The organism is Myxococcus sp. RHSTA-1-4 (assembly GCF_020037125.1).
In the GTDB taxonomy this organism is placed as follows: Bacteria; Myxococcota; Myxococcia; order Myxococcales; family Myxococcaceae; genus Myxococcus.
In genome coordinates this window covers 32,750-51,155 of record NZ_JAIQDG010000034.1, presented here as the reverse complement: position 1 = coordinate 51,155, position 18,406 = coordinate 32,750, and the positions used below count along the sequence as shown (strand labels likewise).

Below are 18,406 nucleotides of genomic sequence, written 5' to 3'. Positions count from 1 at the left end.
CCGCAGGCGTGCCTCCGCTTGAACCGCCGCCTGCTGATTGGGCGAGCCCGACAGATGAGAGCAGGAAACTGAAGGTCAGGGCCGCAGTGGCAATCGCTCGTCGCATGGTGGGTTCCTTTCCCTCTCCACCGCAAAGGTGAGGCCCGAGGGCGGGGTGGCAAGCGCGAAGCCATGGCCTCATACGGAAGCACGGCTGCATGCCAGGGCTCGGAGCGGGAGCGCCGCTTCATTCAGTGCCGCAGGGACGCCAGTGCGCGGGCCTGACCGCAAGGCCGAGTGGGGCACGGAGCGCGGCCTCCGTTTCCGTCATGGTGAGGCCTCCCTTGGCCTGTATTTGCTTCAACAGTCGGTCACGCCTCGAGCGCATCTCGGCGGGAAAGCACCAGGGGTCTCTGCTTTTGCCTGGGGCCTCGCTTACCGCGATGAGCAGGGCCATGCCCGTGGCATCGAGCTGTGCCCAGTCTTTCCCGAGCAGCACCTGCGCTCCTGCCCGCATGCCAACGAGGTCCTGGAGGAGGTAGGTGTGCTCCGCATCGAAGGCGAGCAGCTCCTCAACGCTCCAGTGGCGGGTGAGCCAGATTGCCAGCGCGAGGCGCTCGAATGCTCTCAAGTGCCTGCCGTTCTCTTGATGCATCCGCGCCGACCAGCTCCGCGCGACCTCGTCAGCGAGGCGAAGCCCCGCTGGCATCGATGGAGGCCGCTCGGATGATGCGGCGCTCACCAGCACACGGACGATGGTTCCTGGCCAGATGATGTCCACGCGCGGTGTCGTGGAGCCCTCGAGCAATGCCCACCGCAGCCTGCCATGAACAGGAGGGGTGGAGGCGCCCTCGGGACAAGGCGGGAACTCGGGAACCTGAGCGAGCGTGGCCTGGTAGACGCACTCCACCGTGGTGAGCACCACCACGAGCCCGAGGCCGAGCAACCACACCAGCCACTTCAAGAGGCGTTTCCAGCGCATGGCCGCTGGTCCGGTGCAGCCTTCGGGCCAGCAGCAGCCTCTTGCCCTCGCCTTTCTGGCCCGAGGGCGAGGGGGCCTCCGCGTGGGCGACGATGTCACCCAGGCGTCACACATCTTCCGGTTGCGGCACCACGACATTCCAATATGCTCATGTCCTCATGTCAGCCGCCGTCGCCACCCTGGATGTCCGCTCCGCCTCGCGCCTCTTCAAGGCGCTGGGGGATGAGACCCGCCTGCGCATGGTCGCGCTCCTCAGCCATGGGGAGCTGTGCGTCTGCCACTTCGAGTCCGCGCTCGGGCTGACGCAGTCCAACACCTCGCGGCAGCTCGCGGTGCTGAAGAACGCCGGCATCGTTGATGCCCGCCGCGATGGGAGCTGGGTCTACTACCAGCTCGCTCCGCAGATGGACGAGGTGTGCAAGGCCCAGCTCAAGGCGCTCGTCGCCGCCTTCTCCAAACGAGACGTGCTCCGCGAGGACGTGGAGCGCCTGCTCAGGTCCCGCGGCCCCAACGCCTGCAAGTAACGAAGGACTCCATGACCGCCGCCGCTCCCTCCGCCAGCATCGTCAAGAAGCTCTCCCTCATCGACCGGCTGCTGCCGGTCTGGATTTTCGCCGCCATGGCCCTCGGCATCGGGCTGGGCCGGGCCTTCCCGGACCTGGGCGCGCGGCTGGACACGGTGAAGCTGGACACCGTCTCGTTGCCCATCGCCATTGGCCTGTTGTGGATGATGTACCCGGTGCTGGCGAAGGTGCGCTACGGCGAGCTGGGCCGGCTGCGCACGCGCGGCAGGCTCTTCACCACGTCCCTGGTGCTCAACTGGCTGGTGGGGCCGGTGCTGATGTTCGTGCTGGCGTGGCTCTTCCTGCCGGACCTGCCGCACTACCGCAACGGCCTGGTGCTCATCGGACTGGCCCGCTGCATCGCCATGGTCCTCATCTGGAACATGCTCGCGTGTGGCAGCAACGAAGTGGCCGCCGTGCTGGTGGCCCTCAACTCCGTGTTTCAAATCCTCTTCTACTCGGTGCTCGGCTGGCTCTTCCTCACCGTGATTCCGGGCTGGTTCGGCGCGGACGTCACGGCCTTCGACGTGTCGATGTGGAGCATCGCCAAGAGCGTGCTCATCTTCCTGGGCGTGCCGCTGGTGGCCGGCGCGCTGACGCGTTTCGGGCTCACCCGCCTCAAGGGAGAGCAGTGGTACGAGCAGCGCTTCCTGCCGCGCCTGGGCCCCACCGCGCTCGTCGGCCTGCTCTACACCATCGTCCTCATGTTCGCGATGCAGGGGGAGAAAATCACCCGCCTGCCGCTGGACGTGGTGCGCATCTCGGTGCCGCTGCTGGCCTACTTCGCCATCATGTTCACCAGCGCCTTCTTCCTCTCGCGGAAGCTGGGCTTCAGCTACGAGGAGACGGCGTCGCTGTCCTTCACGGCGGCGGGCAACAACTTCGAGCTCGCCATCGCGGTGGCGGTGGGCGTCTTCGGCATGGCGTCGGGAGAGGCGCTCGCGGGCGTGGTGGGACCGCTCATCGAGGTGCCCGCGCTCATCGCCCTCGTCTACCTGTCGCTCTGGCTCAAGCGCCGGCTGTTCCCGGACGCGGGCGAGGCCGTGCTGCCCCGGCGCTTCGACGGCAAGGCGCCGGGCCAGTCGAACCCGTGACGAATCCAGGAGGTCTCACGATGAGCACGGTCATCTTCGCGTGTGTACACAACGCGGGCCGCTCGCAGATGGCGGCGGCTTTCTTCAATGCCCTGGCGGACCCGGCGAAGGCCCGGGCCGTCTCCGCCGGCACGCAGCCCGGTGAGCGCGTCCACCCGGAGGTGCAGGCCGCCATGGCCGAGGTGGGCATCGACCTGTCGGGTGCCCGTCCCCAGCGGCTCACGGATGAGCTGGCGCGGGACGCGCAGTGGCTCGTCACCATGGGCTGCGGCGAGGCGTGCCCGTATGTGCCGGGGCTGAAGCGCGACGACTGGCCCCTGGAGGACCCCAAGGGCAAGCCCGTGGAGCACGTACGGAGAATCCGGGACGAGGTGGCCTCGCGCGTCGCGCGGTTCGTGCAGCGTGAGGGCTGGGCCCGCCCGCCTCAGAACTCGTAGCGCGCCCCGAGGCGCACCTGACGAGGCGCCTGGTAGCGCACGGTGACGGGAGACGCGCCGTCCACGGCGTCATGCGTCTCCGCCTGCGCCACCTCCTGGGCGTTGAAGACGTTGAACACGTCGAGGCGGAACGTCACGAGGGGGTCCTGGTGCGGCGTGGGCCTGTACCCCACGCCGAGGTACACATCCAACGACTGCATCCACGGCGTGCGCTCTCCCGTGTCCTCGAGCAGCACGCCCGACGCTCCCAGGTAGGAAGCGCCCACGTCGGCAGTCAGCTGGTTCCCGAGGAAGAACTGCCGCGCTCCGTACGCGCGAAGGACATGGGGCCGGTCCAGGGGCAGCCGCCGCTCCAGCGCGAGCCCGTCCCACGCCGCGAACGGGCTCTCGTAGTTCCCCGTCAGCTTCGACCACGTGTAGCTCACCTGGCCCTGCCAGCCAGCCAGGAAGGTGCGGCGCAGCTCCACCGTCACCGCATCGTAATGGCGCGCCGCGCGCGGCGAGTCCGCGGCGAGCCCGGAGCCGGGATTGGCGAGCACGAAGCTGTTCCCCTCTGCCCGGGGCACGCGCGCCACCCCGTCCTCCAAGCCCCGGTGCGTGTACGTCCCTCCGAGGACCACGTAATCAAAGAGCTCGTACTCGAGCCCGGTGACGACCTCGCTGGAGGACATGAGCGCGAGGTCCGGGGCCAACGTCACGTCCGTCCCGGGGGCCGGAGCATCCGTGAGCCCCAGGGGCGTCAGCCCCGTGAGCTTCCCGTAGTGGACGAACACCTTCCCCCGGCCATTGGCATGGGGGTCGACGACCAGTCCCACGCGAGGCGACAGCCGGGCGCTGGTGACATGACCCTCGCGGGCGCCATCGATGCGCTGCACGTCGTAGCGGGCGCCCACGTTCAAGGTGATGCGATTCATGAAGGACACGCTGTCCTGCACGTAGCCCCCGAAGACGGTGCTGGGAGTCCGTGAGCCCGTCTGCTCGTAGGTGAGCCACTCCGCGTCCACGCCCGCCTTGAACACGTGCGTCCCCAGCCATCGAGCCAGCCCCATGACCCGGGCATGGGCCTGGTAGCGGTCCACCGTGCGGTCTCCGCGCTCCCCGGCTCGGGGCGTCACCCGCTGGGACAGCCAGCCCGTGTTCACATCCACCAGCAAGCGCTTGTCCATGAACGCTCCCGAGTAATGGAGCGCGGACATCGCCGAGCCGGTGCTCCCGGCTTCCAGCGAGGAAGGCGCGGTGAGGAGCGAGAGCGACACGTTGTGGTTCATGTCGAAGAGATACGTCAGCTTGCCCAGGGCCTGGAGGCTGCGCGCATCGTCGAACGACCGTGACGTGGCGACACCCGCGTCCGGCGCTTCGACGGTACGCGTCCGCTCCACCCGGCTCAGCGCCGGGGTGACTCCCACGAAGAACCAGAGCCTGTCCTTGAGCACCGGGCCGCCCAGGGTGGCCCCGAAGTCTCCCTGGTGCTTGAGCGCATCCTGGCTCGCGACCTCAGTGCTGGCGCGGCGCCCCTCCAGCAGCCCCGGAGTCCAGAAGCCGAAGAGGGAGCCATGCAACGCATTGGAGCCTGATGGTGTCACGGTCCACAGGCGCCCGCCGGTGGCACGGCCGTACTCCGCTGGGTATCCGCCGGCCGCGAGGTCAGGAGCCTGCATCAGCTCCATGCTCAGGGGCAGGGCGTCGAGCCCCAGCACCGCGTCGCGGACGGACAGGCCGTCCAGCACGTACTCGTTCTCGAAGACGGAGGCGCCGCTGATGGAGAGGCCTCCTGCCGCGTCCAGCACACCGGGGACGAAGGGGGCGAGGTCTTCTCCCCCGCGCACCGCGCCGAGGGGACCCGAAGACCTGCCCAGTACACGGTAGAACTCGAGCTCGTGGTGGAGCTCCCGGCCCGTCGTCGTGCTGCCGACGTCGACGGCCGGCGGGCCACAGCCCCACGAGACATAATACTCATCGTAGACCTCGGGCAGGATGGACACCTCGAGCCGCGTGGCGTGCCCGTCCCTCAGTGGCACATCGGCTCGCGGGTAGGGCCGGAAGTGCTCCTTCTCGAACCGGACCGTGTACGTCCCCGGAGGCAGTCCCGGAATCCGGTACGCCCCCTGCGCATCCGACACCACGGTCTGCTCGCCCGGCATCGAAGGCGACGTCGCGGTGATGACGACGTCCGCGACGGGCTGTCCCGACCCGGCGTCCTTCACCGTGCCGAAGATGACTCCCCGCGCCTCGGCGCCGAGCGCCCCGGACGCCAGCAACACCGCCAGGACCCCAAGGCCCCGGAACAACCCCCTCGCCTGCATGCTCGAATCCCTTCTCACGGCCGCGAGCGTGCGCGAACACCGGGGCGCATTCCTCACCGTTTCATCACGGTTCCCTCACGAAACACGCAAGCAACCAGGCATCCACCGGAAGCCTTCGCGCCCGTTCTGTGCTGTCCTGCGGGGCGCGGGTGGACGCGACACAGGAGCCGCCGTGGGTGGACGGGAAGGCCCGGTGAAGGGAAGCAGGACGGGAGGCCGCGCCTCCGCGAGGGCCGTGCGCGCCCTCAGCGTGCGTCCCTGGCCGCTCACCCTCGTCATCGCCGCCGCGCTCGGGCTGCTCGTCTACACGGCCACCACCAGCCTGCCGTACCTCATCTCCTCGCCCACCACGGACCCGCACTTCGGCGCGCTCAACGCCTGTCTCTCCCGCGCGCTGCCCGCGCCCCGGCTCGGCTGGGCCGTGTCCCCGGATGCCTCGCGCGCCGCTGTCTACGGCCCCCGCTCCGTCGCCGTGTGCGGCCCCGGCACGGCCTCCCATTCCTTTCCCGTGCGGGGCGCGCTCGCCGCCACCTTCGGCGCCGACAACCGCCTCTGGGTCTCCGCCGGAGGCCGCCTGCTCCACGAGGAGCAGGGCACACTTCGTCCGGTCGGTGACTTTTCGCCGGTTTCACTCGCGGGCCATGCCGGAGGGGTGCTCGCGCTGGACGAGGCCGGGCAGCTCGTCTCCGTCTCGTCCGAGGGCAGCGTGCTCGGCCAGGCCACCGTCCCCGGCGCCGGGGCCCGGCTGTCCGTGGGGGCCTCGGGCACCCTCGCCGCCGTCCTCACCGGGGGGGCGGTGCGCCTCTTCGAGGCCCGCACGCTGGCCCCATTGCCCGCCGAGCCTCCATGTCCCGTCGCCACCCTCTGGTGGCTCGACGCGCCGGAGCGGCTGCTGATCGGCTGCGCGCCGGGGGGCACTCCCGCCTTCACCTGGGACGTGCGCACGGGAGCCCGGGCTCCGGCGCCGGGCACGCCGGCAGCCCCTGCCCGCCGGCTCACCGGCCGGGCCCTCTACGTCCAGGGCTGTGATGGCTTTCCGTGCACGGCCCCGGCCCCCTGACGTGTTGGAAAAAGGCTCCAACCCCCGCGTCTTTCACGGGGTGTCCGAGCCCATGAACCACACGGTTCAGTAGTGGACGAACAGGCTCCTCCGGCGTCCGGCTTGGAATCGACAAGCCCGCGAACTCCTTGGACATTCGCACCGCCCCGGGCGCCGCTCAGAGCACCGCCGCAGCGTTCATCCCGATCAGAGGTCTGCCAGCGTGGACGACACCAAGGTTCCCAACCCCAACGCCAACGGCCGCAAGCGCACCAGCTCCAGTTCCGCGGCCAACCGTCTGCGGGCCGAGCGGGCGCGCACCCGCCCCACGGACCCGACGTCCGGAGACGGGGCACCGGTCACCGGCAACGGCCGGAATGGTGGCTCCAAGACGCCCGGCCCCAGTACCCGCGTGCGTGGGGGCCACCCCATGCAGCCGTTGCTCAGCGCCCTCCGGGCCGTGCAGGCGGGTGACTTCTCCGTGCGCCTGCCCGGGGGCGGCCCCGACGCGGTGATGGAGGAGATTGCCCGCGCGTTCAACGCCGTGGTGACGCTCAACTCCGCGATGACGCAGGAGATGGTCCGCGTCGAGCGCGTGGTCGGCCGTGAGGGCCGCATGGGCGAGCGCGTGTCGCTGGGCGACGTGCGCGGCGACTGGGCCACCAGCATCAACTCCATCAACGCCCTCATCGGCGACCTGGTGCAGCCCACCACGGAGGTCGCGCGCGTGCTGGTGGCGGTGGCCGAAGGCGACCTCACCCAGAAGATGGCGCTGGAAATCGACGGCCAGCCCGTGAAGGGCGAGTTCCTCCGCATCGGCACCACCGTGAACGCGATGGTGGATCAGCTCAACTCGTTCGCCGCGGAGGTGACGCGCGTCGCGAAGGAAGTGGGCAGCGACGGCAAGCTGGGTGGCCAGGCCGACGTGAAGGGCGTGTCCGGCGTCTGGAAGGACCTCACGGACAACGTGAACCTGATGGCCAACAACCTCACGGCCCAGGTGCGCAACATCGCGGAGGTGTCCACCGCGGTGGCCAACGGCGACCTGTCCAAGAAAATCACCGTGGACGCGCGCGGCGAGGTCTTCGAGCTGAAGAGCACCATCAACACGATGGTGGACCAGCTCAACGGCTTCGCCTCGGAAGTGACGCGCGTGGCCCGCGAAGTGGGCACCGAGGGCAAGCTGGGCGGTCAGGCCGCGGTGCCCGGCGTGTCCGGTACGTGGAAGGACCTCACGGACAACGTGAACTTCATGGCGTCCAACCTCACCACCCAGGTGCGCGGCATCGTGAAGGTGGTGACGGCCGTTGCGAACGGCGACCTCACCCAGAAGCTGATGGTGCCGTCGCAGGGGGAGATTGCCGCCCTGGGCGCCACGCTCAACAACATGACGGACACGCTCAACGTGTTCGCGCAGCAGGTGACCAGCGTCGCCCGCACGGTGGGTGTCGAGGGCAAGCTGGGCGCCCAGGCCCAGGTGCCGGGTGCCGCCGGTACGTGGAAGGACCTCACGGACAACGTGAACCTGATGGCCAACAACCTCACGGCCCAGGTGCGCAACATCGCCGAGGTGACGACGGCCGTCGCCAAGGGCGACCTGTCCAAGAAGATTACGGTGGACGTGAGGGGCGAGGTGCTCGAGCTGAAGGACACCATCAACACGATGGTGGACCAGCTCCGCGCCTTCGCCTCCGAAGTCACGCGCGTCGCTCGCGAGGTGGGCACCGACGGCAAGCTGGGCGGCCAGGCCGACGTGAAGGGTGTCGCCGGCGTCTGGAAGGACCTCACGGACAACGTGAACTACATGGCCTCCAACCTCACCACGCAGGTGCGCAACATCGCGCTGGTGACGACCTCGGTGGCCAACGGGGACCTGTCCAAGAAGATTACCGTCGACGCGCGCGGCGAGATTCTGGAGCTGAAGAACACCATCAACACGATGGTGGACCAGCTCAACTCGTTCGCCTCGGAAGTGACGCGCGTGGCCCGCGAGGTGGGGACGCACGGCAAGCTGGGCGGTCAGGCCGAGGTGCGCGGCGTGTCCGGCACGTGGAAGGACCTCACGGACAACGTGAACGTGATGGCCGTGAACCTCACCACCCAGGTGCGAGGCATCGCCAAGGTGGTGACGGCGGTCGCGAATGGTGACCTCACCCAGCGCCTGAAGATGGAGGCCAAGGGCGAGGTGGCCGAGCTGGCCGACACCATCAACGCCATGACGCAGACGCTGTCCATCTTCGCCCAGCAGGTGACGGACGTGGCCCGCACGGTGGGCGTGGAAGGAAAGCTGGGCGCCCAGGCGGTGGTGCCCGGGGTGGCCGGTACGTGGAAGGACCTCACGAACAACGTGAACCTGCTCGCGAACAACCTCACCGACCAGGTCCGTAACATCGCCGAAGTCACCACGGCCGTCGCGAAGGGCGACCTGTCGCGCAAGATTACGGTGGACGCGAAGGGCGAGGTGCTGGAGCTGAAGAACACCATCAACACGATGGTGGACCAGCTCCGCGCCTTCGCCTCGGAAGTGACGCGCGTCGCGAAGGAAGTGGGTACGGAAGGCAAGCTGGGCGGTCAGGCCGACGTGAAGGGCGTGTCCGGCGTCTGGAAGGACCTCACGGACAACGTGAACTTCATGGCGTCCAACCTCACCAGCCAGGTGCGCGGCATCGTGCGCGTGGTGACGGCGGTCGCCAACGGGGACCTCACCCAGAAGCTGACGATGGAGGCCAAGGGCGAGATTGCCGCCCTCGCGGACACCATCAACAACATGACGCAGACGCTGTCCATCTTCGCCCAGCAGGTGACGGACGTCGCCCGCACGGTGGGCGTGGAAGGGAAGCTGGGCGCCCAGGCGGAGGTGCCGGGCGTCGCGGGCACGTGGAAGGACCTCACGAACAACGTGAACCTGATGGCCAACAACCTCACGGCCCAGGTGCGCAACATCGCGGAGGTGTCCACCGCGGTGGCCAACGGTGACCTCTCCAAGAAGATTACGGTGGACGCGAAGGGCGAGGTGCTGGAGCTGAAGAGCACCATCAACACGATGGTGGACCAGCTCCGCGCGTTCGCCGCCGAGGTGACTCGCGTCGCCAAGGAAGTGGGTACGGAAGGCAAGCTGGGCGGTCAGGCCGACGTGAAGGGCGTGTCCGGCGTCTGGAAGGACCTCACGGACAACGTGAACGTCCTCGCCGGCAACCTGACGGACCAGGTGCGCAACATCGCCAAGGTGACGACGGCCGTGGCGAACGGCGACCTGTCGCAGAAGATCACCGTGTCCGTGAAGGGCGAGGTGCTGGAGCTGAAGAACACCATCAACACGATGGTGGACCAGCTCCGCGCGTTCGCCTCCGAGGTGACGCGCGTCGCCAAGGAGGTGGGCACGGAAGGCAAGCTGGGTGGTCAGGCCGCGGTGCCCGGTGTCGCGGGCGTGTGGAAGGACCTCACGGACAATGTGAATGTCCTCGCCGGCAACCTGACGGACCAGGTGCGCAACATCGCCAAGGTGACGACGGCCGTGGCGAACGGTGACCTGTCGCAGAAGATCTCCGTCGAGGCCCGGGGCGAAATCCTGGAGCTGAAGAGCACCATCAACACGATGGTGGACCAGCTCCGCGCGTTCGCCGCGGAGGTGACTCGCGTCGCCAAGGAAGTGGGGACGGACGGCAAGCTGGGTGGCCAGGCCGCGGTGCCGGGGGTGGCCGGCACGTGGAAGGACCTCACGGACAACGTGAACAGCATGGCCTCCAACCTCACCAGCCAGGTGCGCAACATCGCGCTGGTGACGACGGCCGTCGCGAACGGTGACCTGTCCAAGAAGATTACCGTCGACGCGAAGGGCGAAATCCTGGAGCTGAAGGACACCATCAACATCATGGTGGACCAGCTCAACAGCTTCGCTTCAGAGGTGACGCGCGTCGCCCGTGAAGTGGGTACGGAAGGAAAGCTGGGCGGTCAGGCGGAAGTGCGCGGCGTGTCCGGCGTCTGGAAGGACCTGACGGACAACGTGAACTTCATGGCCCGCAACCTCACCACGCAGGTGCGCGGCATCGTCAAGGTGGTGACGGCGGTCGCCAACGGCGACCTGAAGCAGAAGCTGGTGGTGGAGGCCAAGGGCGAGGTGGCCGCGCTCGCGGAGACCATCAACAACATGACCGACACGCTGGGCACCTTCGCCGAGCAGGTGTCCACGGTGGCCCGTGAAGTGGGCGTGGAAGGGAAGCTGGGCGGTCAGGCCCGCGTGCCCGGTGTGGCCGGCACGTGGAAGGACCTCACGGACAACGTGAACTTCATGGCGTCCAACCTCACCACGCAGGTGCGCGGCATCGTGCGCGTGGTGACGGCCGTCGCGAACGGTGACCTCACCCAGAAGCTCATCGTCGACGCGAAGGGCGAGGTGGCCGCGCTCGCGGACACCATCAACAACATGACGGACACGCTGGGCACCTTCGCCGAGCAGGTGTCCACGGTGGCCCGCGAGGTGGGTATCGAAGGAAAGCTGGGCGGCCAGGCCCGCGTGCCCGGTGCGCGCGGTACGTGGCGGCAGCTCACGGACAACGTGAACCAGCTCGCCGGCACGCTGACCAGCCAGCTGCGCGCCATCTCCGACGTCGCCACCGCGGTGACGAAGGGCGACCTGACCCGCAGCATCACCGTCGTCGCCGAGGGCGAAGTGGCGGCGCTGAAGGACAACATCAACCAGATGATCGTCAACCTGCGTGAGACCACGCAGAAGAACCAGGAGCAGGACTGGCTCAAGACGAACCTGGCGAAGTTCTCCGGCATGATGCAGGGCCAGAAGAGCCTGGACGCCGTCAGCCGCCTCATCATGAGCGAGCTGACGCCGCTGGTGTCCGCGCACCACGGCGCCTTCTTCCTCATGGACGGCGAGTCCGGCACGCCCCTGCTCAAGCTCACCAGCACCTACGCGTACCGGGAGCGCAAGCACATCGCCAACCGGTTCCGCCTGGGCGAGGGGCTCATCGGCCAGTGCGCCCTGGAGCGGAAGACGATTCTCCTCACCAAGGTGCCCTCGGACTACATCACCATCTCCTCGGGCCTGGGTGAGGCCACGCCGCTCAACATCATCGTCCTGCCCGTCCTCTTCGAGGGCGAGGTCAAGGCCGTCATCGAGCTGGCGTCGTTCCACCCGTTCAGCGCCATCCATCAAATCTTCCTGGACCAGCTCACCGAGAGCATTGGCGTGGTGCTGAACATGATCATCGCCAACATGCGCACCGAGCAGCTCCTGCTCCAGTCGCAGAGCCTCACGCAGGAGCTCCAGAGCCAGTCCAAGGAGCTCACCGTCCAGCAGGACCAGCTCAAGCGCACCAACATCGAGCTGGAGGAGAAGGCGAAGCTGCTCGAGGAGCAGAACCGCCGCGTCGAGGAGAAGAACAACGAGGTGGAGCGCGCCCGCGTCAGCCTCGAGGAGAAGGCGGAGCAGCTCACCGTCATCTCCAAATACAAGAGCGAGTTCCTGGCCAACATGAGCCACGAGCTGCGCACGCCGCTCAACTCGCTGCTCATCCTCGCCAAGCTCCTGGCGGACAACAAGGACGGCAACCTCAGCAACAAGCAGGTGGAGTACGCCAACACCATCTACGCGTCCGGTGGAGACCTGCTCAGCCTCATCAACGAGATTCTGGACCTCTCCAAGGTGGAGGCCGGGAAGATGCAGGTGGAGCCGCGGGACATCGTCCTGTCGGAGCTCAACCAGTTCATCGACCGCGCCTTCCGCCCGGTGGCGGAACAGAAGGGGCTGGCCTTCACGGTGGAGGTGGCTCCGGGCTCGCCGCGGCACATCCGCACGGACCCGCAGCGCCTGCAGCAGGTGCTGAAGAACCTGCTGTCCAACGCCTTCAAGTTCACCGACGAGGGCAGCGTCCGGATGAAGGTGTCCGTGGCGGACCGCTCCACGCGGTTGGAGCACGAGGTGCTCAAGCGCTCGCGGCACGTGCTCGCCTTCTCGGTGGCGGACACGGGCATCGGCATCGCCAGGGACAAGCAGCGCCTCATCTTCGAGGCGTTCCAGCAGGCGGACGGCTCCACCGCGCGCAAGTACGGCGGCACCGGCCTGGGCCTGTCCATCAGCCGGGAAATCGCCAAGCTGCTCGGTGGCGAAATCCACGTGCAGAGCGAGCCGAAGAAGGGCAGCACCTTCACGCTGTACCTGCCGCCCGAGTACGTGAGCCCCGAGGACGACGGCCTGCCGCCCCTGTCGGGCCCCAGCGAGCCCTCGCCCCTCCTGCCCCCGGCTCCGGAGCCCCAGTCCGCGGCTCCGGCCTACACCCCGCCGCCGGCCGTGTCGGAGAGCAGCCACGTGCTGGACGCGGCGCTGCCGCCGCCCACGGAGTCCTCGCTCGCCTCCGTCGCGTTGGAGGACGACCGGGAGCACATCCGCGAGGGGGACCGCGTCCTCCTCATCATCGAGGACGACGTGAAGTTCGCCCGCATCATGGTGCAGATGGCGCGGGAGAAGGGCTTCAAGGCGCTGGTGGCCACCCGGGGTGACTCCGGCCTGTCCATGGCCAACGAGTTCCAGCCGCACGCGATTACGTTGGACATCCAGTTGCCCGTGGTGGACGGCTGGAGCGTGCTGGACCGGCTCAAGCGCAACCCGCGCACACGCCACATCCCGGTGCATGTCATCAGCGTCATGGACAAGCACCAGGGCAACTCGCAGGGGGCCTTCGGCTACCTCACCAAGCCTGTCAGCAAGGAGGGCCTGGAGCGCGTCTTCAACCAGCTCGCCAGCTTCCTGGAGCGCAAGGAGCGGCGGCTCTTGCTGGTGGAGGACGACGACACCCAGCGTGACAGCCTGGTGAAGCTCCTGAGCGAGGGGGGCGACGTGGAGGTGACGGCCGTCGCCACCGGCGAGGAGGTGCTGGAGAAGCTGGAGGAGAGCGAGTACGACTGCCTCGTCATCGACCTGCTGCTTCCGGACACCGACGGCATCAAGCTGGTGGAGGAGGTCAAGACGCAGCAGCGCTTCCGGGATTTGCCCATCGTCGTCTACACGGGCAAGGAGCTCACCCCCAAGGACGAGGCCCGGCTGCGGCGCTATACCGGCAGCGTCATCCTCAAGAGCGGCTCGAAGAGCCCGGAGCAGCTCCTCAGCGACACGGCGCTCTTCCTCCACCGGCTGGACCGGAACCTGCCACCCCGGGCCCGGGCCGCGCTGTCCCAGCGCGGCGAGAAGGACGCGGAGCTGGCCTCCAGGAAGGTGCTCGTCGTCGACGACGACATGCGCAACATCTTCGCCCTCACCAGCGTGCTGGAGAATCACGGCATGCAGGTGGTCTTCGCGGAGAACGGGCGCGCGGCGATTGAAATGCTGGAGCAGCACCGCGACGTGGACATCGTCCTGATGGACGTGATGATGCCGGAGATGGACGGCTATGAGACCATGCGTGCGATTCGCAAGGACCTCAAGTACGCCAGCCTCCCCATCATCGCCGTCACCGCCAAGGCGCTGAAGGACGACCGCGAGAAGTGCATGGCCGCCGGGGCGAGCGACTACCTGCCCAAGCCGGTGGACACCGACAAGCTGCTGGAGCTCATCCGTCTGTGGGTGACGACCTGACGGATGGAGTGATGGCTAGCGCACGGCTGGCCTCCGCCGGACTTGGGTCCGGCGGGGGCCGAGCCTAGCCTCTACGACAGTCCTCCCATCTCCATGACGCCTGGCGAACACATCTCCCCCGAACGCCCCCAGGAAGGAGCCGCGCGTCCGCGGGCGAGCATCCTCATGGTGGACGACCACCCGTCCAACCTGCTGGCGCTCGAAGCCATCCTCGAGCCGCTCGGGCAGGAGCTGGTGAAGGCCACCAGCGGCGAGGAAGCACTCAAGTTCCTCCTGCAACGCGACTTCGCCGTCATCCTGATGGACGTGCAGATGCCGGGGTTGGACGGCTTCCAGACGGCCACCCTCATCAAGCAGCGCGAGCGTACGCGCACCATTCCCATCATCTTCCTCACCGCGCTCAGCCGGGACGCGGCCCACGTCTTCAAGGGCTACGCGCACGGCGCGGTGGACTACCTGCTCAAGCCGTTCGACCCCGAAATCCTCCGCTCCAAGGTCAGCGTCTTCGTGGACCTGTTCCTGAAGGAACAACAGATTCAACGGCAGGCGGCCCAGCTCCGGCAGCGGGAGCGCGAGGCGCTGGAGCGGCAGAGCGAGCTGCGCTACCGGCGGCTCACCGAGTCGCTGCCCGAGGTGATGTGGGCGGCGCGGCCGGACGGCACCTTCACCTACGCCAACCGCGCCGGGCGGGACTACACCGGCATCCAGGAGGGCCATCCCCTGTCGCTGGCCACCTTCCTGGACTTCGTCCACCCGGTGGACCGGGAGGCCATGCGCTACGCGTGGGAGCAGGCCATCCGCCTGGGCCAGCGCGTGGAGCGGGAGTTCCGCCTGCGGCGCTTCGACGGCGTCTACCGCTGGCACCTGGCGCGCGCGGTGCCCGAGCGGGACGAGGCCGGGCAGCTCGTGGGCTGGATTGCCATCGCCACGGACATCGACGACAAGCGCCGGGCGGAGGAGGCGCTGGCGCGCTTCAAGACGACGCTGGACGCCACGCTGGACTGCGTCTTCATGTTCTCCCCGGACTCGCTGACGCTCACCTACGCCAACGCGGGCGCGGCCAGGCAGCTGGCCGGCAGCGTGGACGAGCTGGTGGGCCTGTCCGTGCTGGAGGTGGAGGCCGCCTTCGACGAGGCGGGCTTCCGCAAGCTGCTGGCGCCGCTGCTCAGCGGGACGCTGCCCAGCCAGACGTACTCCACCAGCCACCGCCGCCGCGACGGCACCGAGGTGCCGGTGGAGGTGGTGCTCCAGTTCGTGGCCGCGGACGAGGGCCTGGGCCGCTTCATCTCCGTGGCCCGCGACATCACCGAGCGCCAGCGCGCGGAGACGGCGCTGCGGCTGGCCAGCGAGGCGAAGGACGCCTTCCTCGCCGCGGCCAGCCATGAGCTGCGCACGCCGCTGGCGGCGGCCAAGGGCCACGCGCACCTGGCGCTGCTCAAGCTGGGCAACGAGACGGAGGCCGGGCCGGGCAAGTCGCTGAAAATCATCAACCGGCAAATCGACCGGATGGCCAAGCTGGTGGAGGACCTGCTGGACATCAGCAGGCTGCAGGCGGGGCGTCTGTCATTGGAGCTGGAGCGGTTTGACTTGAGCCAGCTGGTGCACGAGACGCGGGACCGGATGGCGGTGCTGTCTCAGGGCCATGAAATCCGGGTGGAAGGGCCCGAGCACCTGGAGGGCACGTGGGACCGGGGACGCCTGGACCAGGTGCTCACGAACCTCCTGTCCAACGCCATCCGCTACTCGCCCGAGGGTGGGCCGGTGCAGGTGCGGCTCAGCGGCGAGGGTGACGAGGGCGTGCACCTGTCGGTGAGGGACCGGGGCGTGGGCATCCCCAAGGAGAAGCAGGCGCTCATCTTCGAGCGCTTCGGCCGCGCGCACGGAAGCAAGTACGGCGGCCTGGGCCTGGGGCTCACCATCAGCCAGGGCATCGTCGAGCAGCACGGCGGCCGCATCTGGGTGGAGTCCCCGGGCGTGCCCGGCGAGGGCTCCACCTTCCACGTGTGGCTGCCGCGCGAGACGGTGGCGCAGCTGTCCTCCGTGCATCAGGCGGGTGGCTCGCGCACCGCGAGCTGACGCGGGCGGAAAGGCGCCCGCGCCGCAGGTGGGGTGTCAGACCTGGGGGGCAGCGCTCGGCGCGGGGGCGCCGGCCTCGCGGGTGCCGATGACGGGTGCGGTCATCCGCAGCAGCAGGTAGCCCCCGATGCCGGACAGGGCCGAGCCCAGCAGGATGCCCACCTTCGCCTCGTCGAGCAGGCGCGGCTCTGGGAAGGCGAGCCCGGCGATGAAGAGGGCCACCGTGAAGCCGATGCCCGCCACCACGCAGACGCCGTAGACCTTCACCCACGAGGCGTTGCCCGGCACGGGTGACATCCCCAGCCGCACCGCCGCGAACGTGGCGGCGAAGATGCCGAGCTGCTTTCCGAGGAACAGCCCCAGCATGGCGCCCAGCGGAATGGGGTTGGCCAGGTCCGACAGCCCCACGCCGGACAGGGACACGCCGGAGTTGGCCAGGGCGAACACCGGCATGATGAAGAAGGCCATGTACGGGTGGAGCAGGTGCACGAAGCGGTTGAGCGGCGGCTCCAGGTCCTCCAGCTTCTCCTCGATGGCCAGCACCTCGGCGTTCTCCAGGTCCTCGTCGGCGGGCTTGTTCATGAGCTGGGTGGTGTGCGCGTGCAGCTCCGCCAGCACCTCGCTCGCGGACCGCAGCGGCCGCGAGGGAATCATCAGCCCGAGCACCACGCCGGCCAGGGTGGCGTGGATGCCGCCGTGGTGGAGCGCGTACCAGAGCGCCGCGCCACCCGCGGCCCAGATGAGGCCATTGGCCACGCGCAGCCGGTTGCAGACGAACAGGGCGCCGGTGACGCCCAGCGCCACCAGCAGCCAGTCCAGGTGCAGCCCCGAGCCGTAGAACAGGGCGATGACCAGGATGCCGCCCATGTCGTCGAAGATGGCGAGCGCGGTGAGGAACACGATGAGCGGGTGGGGCACCCGGCTCTTGAGCAGCGTGAGGATGCCGATGCAGAAGGCGATGTCGGTGGCCATGGGGATGGCCCAGCCCGGCTGCCCGGGGCCACCGCGGTTGAGCAGCACGTAGATGCCCGCGGGCACCAGCATGCCTCCCACCGCCGCGAAGAGCGGCAGCAGCGCGCGGGACGGCGTGCGCAGCTCGCCCACCACCAGCTCGCGCTTGATTTCCATCCCCACGACGAAGAAGAAGAGGGTCATCAGCCCGTCGTTGATGAGCACGCGCACGGTGAAGCGGCCCACCGCGCCGCCAGCGCCCAGCGACAGCGGGTAGTCGAACACCGTGGTGTAGAGCGCGCTCCAGGGCGAGTTGGCCCAGATGAGCGCCGCCGCGGCGGCGGCCAGCAGCAGGATTCCGCTGGCGGCCTCGAGCTCGAAGAACCGCTGGATGGGACGGACCACTCCGGCGAAGAGCGACCCCAGCTTTCTGTTCGCAACGCTGCCCTTCGTCGACATCAGTACCGTCCCCTCGCCCGTGCGGCCGCTTCGTCGAGCAGACCCGCCAGCTTCGTGCTGTCCCGCGGCTCCCGGCTCGAGAGCACCGGCCAGGCTCCGGCCCCCGTGTGGACCATGACCTGGTACACGTCCTCCGCGAGCACGAGCCGCGCGATGGAGGCGAAGATGACCAGCACGGTCGCCACCAGCGCGGCCTCGTAGCGGCCCCGGGCCGCCGCCGGCGACACGGACAAGGCGGACAGCGCCGGCAGGCCCACGCTCACGGCCACCGCGAGCAGGGCCAGCACGGGGGCCATCCGCGGCGAGCGGCGGACGGACTCCACACGCACGACGTCCGCCAGGAGGAGGCTCCGGCCACGGGCCACCAGTCGCTCGGACGTGACGAGCACGCCGTGCCCCTGGAAGAGCGGCGCCTCGGGCGCGGGAAGCGACACCACCACCGGGCGCTCGGGAAACGCGGGCGTGGCGGGAAGCCGGGGGACTACTGCCAGTGGCTCAATCATGGGTCGTCTCCACGAGACGGCGGCACGGCCCCGCCGGAAGGAGTTGAGTCAGCGCCCCGGGCGCGGGGCAGGTGTGCGAGCAGTACGCGGCGCAATTCATCCAGCGGGCGTCCCAGGGCGAAGCAGTCGCGGGCGCCCAGCCGGAGCGCGAGCCGCACCAGCCGCTCGTCGGCGAACGGCACCAGCACGATGACGGGCCCCTCGGCCGTCAGCTCCCGCGCCCGCTGGAGCAGCGGCAGGATGGCCTCACCGCGCTCCACGTGCGCCAGCACGACGTCGGGGGGCACGGCGGACCCGGGGGCCTCCACGTCCAGTGTGATGCCCAGCTCGCCCAGGACGTCCGCCAGGAGCGAGCCGAGCGAGGCGTCACCTCCCAGGAGGCAGGCATGGGCTGTGTGCGGGGACTCCACGGTGGGAGCTCAAAGCAAGGCCCATGCC

The 18,406-nt window shown here is 68.9% G+C and carries 11 protein-coding genes; 6 read left to right on the top strand and 5 right to left on the bottom strand.

Translation table 11 applies throughout. From position 1 onward, the window contains the following. Positions 1-226: 226 nt before the first annotated feature. Entirely contained in the window at positions 227-943 is a 717-nt protein-coding gene (locus K8638_RS35045; protein ID WP_223759057.1) for a transglycosylase domain-containing protein, read from the bottom strand. Between the two features lie 176 nt (positions 944-1,119). On the opposite strand from K8638_RS35045, the gene K8638_RS35040 reads away from it, so the two are divergent. Genes K8638_RS35040 through K8638_RS35030 form a run of 3 tightly spaced genes read left to right on the top strand, consistent with a single transcriptional unit; the run spans position 1,120 to position 3,055 of the window. Beyond that, on the top strand, positions 1,120-1,485 hold the full coding sequence (locus tag K8638_RS35040; protein ID WP_223759056.1) for a metalloregulator ArsR/SmtB family transcription factor: 366 nt from the start codon (positions 1,120-1,122) through the stop codon (positions 1,483-1,485). Between the two features lie 11 nt (positions 1,486-1,496). Then, positions 1,497-2,618: an ACR3 family arsenite efflux transporter gene (arsB, locus tag K8638_RS35035; protein WP_223759055.1), complete on the top strand. Its 1,122-nt coding sequence runs from the start codon at positions 1,497-1,499 to the stop codon at positions 2,616-2,618. 20 nt (positions 2,619-2,638) lie between these two features. Next, positions 2,639-3,055 carry an arsenate reductase ArsC gene (locus tag K8638_RS35030; RefSeq protein WP_223759054.1) on the top strand — a complete coding sequence of 139 codons (417 nt, stop codon included), beginning with the start codon at positions 2,639-2,641 and terminating at the stop codon, positions 3,053-3,055. Here the strand turns inward: K8638_RS35030 and K8638_RS35025 are convergent. Beyond that, a complete protein-coding gene (locus K8638_RS35025) occupies positions 3,043-5,358 on the bottom strand; it encodes a TonB-dependent receptor (RefSeq protein WP_223759053.1) in 2,316 nt (771 codons plus the stop codon). The genes K8638_RS35030 and K8638_RS35025 overlap by 13 nt on opposite strands. Before the next feature lie 172 nt (positions 5,359-5,530). Here K8638_RS35025 and K8638_RS35020 point away from each other — a divergent pair, with 172 nt between their 5' ends. The 3 genes from K8638_RS35020 to K8638_RS35010 all read left to right on the top strand — a co-directional run bounded on the left by K8638_RS35020 (position 5,531) and on the right by K8638_RS35010 (position 16,055). Then, positions 5,531-6,418: a hypothetical protein gene (locus K8638_RS35020; RefSeq protein ID WP_370644206.1), complete on the top strand. Its 888-nt coding sequence runs from the start codon at positions 5,531-5,533 to the stop codon at positions 6,416-6,418. A 202-nt stretch (positions 6,419-6,620) separates the two neighbouring features. Beyond that, complete coding sequence (locus K8638_RS35015) at positions 6,621-13,979, top strand: HAMP domain-containing protein (protein ID WP_370644205.1); 7,359 nt, start codon at positions 6,621-6,623, stop codon at positions 13,977-13,979. A gap of 93 nt (positions 13,980-14,072) precedes the next feature. Then, positions 14,073-16,055: an ATP-binding protein gene (locus K8638_RS35010; protein WP_223759051.1), complete on the top strand. Its 1,983-nt coding sequence runs from the start codon at positions 14,073-14,075 to the stop codon at positions 16,053-16,055. A gap of 36 nt (positions 16,056-16,091) precedes the next feature. Here the strand turns inward: K8638_RS35010 and nhaA are convergent, their stop codons facing one another. Genes nhaA through K8638_RS34995 form a run of 3 tightly spaced genes read right to left on the bottom strand, consistent with a single transcriptional unit; the run spans position 16,092 to position 18,378 of the window. After that, on the bottom strand, positions 16,092-17,465 hold the full coding sequence (gene nhaA / locus K8638_RS35005; protein ID WP_223759050.1) for a Na+/H+ antiporter NhaA: 1,374 nt from the start codon (positions 17,463-17,465) through the stop codon (positions 16,092-16,094). Then, positions 17,465-17,968 carry a DUF6232 family protein gene (locus K8638_RS35000; protein WP_223759049.1) on the bottom strand — a complete coding sequence of 168 codons (504 nt, stop codon included), beginning with the start codon at positions 17,966-17,968 and terminating at the stop codon, positions 17,465-17,467. The genes nhaA and K8638_RS35000 overlap by 1 nt, the downstream gene beginning before the upstream one ends. Beyond that, on the bottom strand, positions 17,965-18,378 hold the full coding sequence (locus K8638_RS34995; RefSeq protein ID WP_223759048.1) for a DNA-binding response regulator: 414 nt from the start codon (positions 18,376-18,378) through the stop codon (positions 17,965-17,967). Before K8638_RS34995 ends, K8638_RS35000 begins: the two co-directional genes overlap by 4 nt. Between the last annotated feature and the right edge of the window lie 28 nt (positions 18,379-18,406).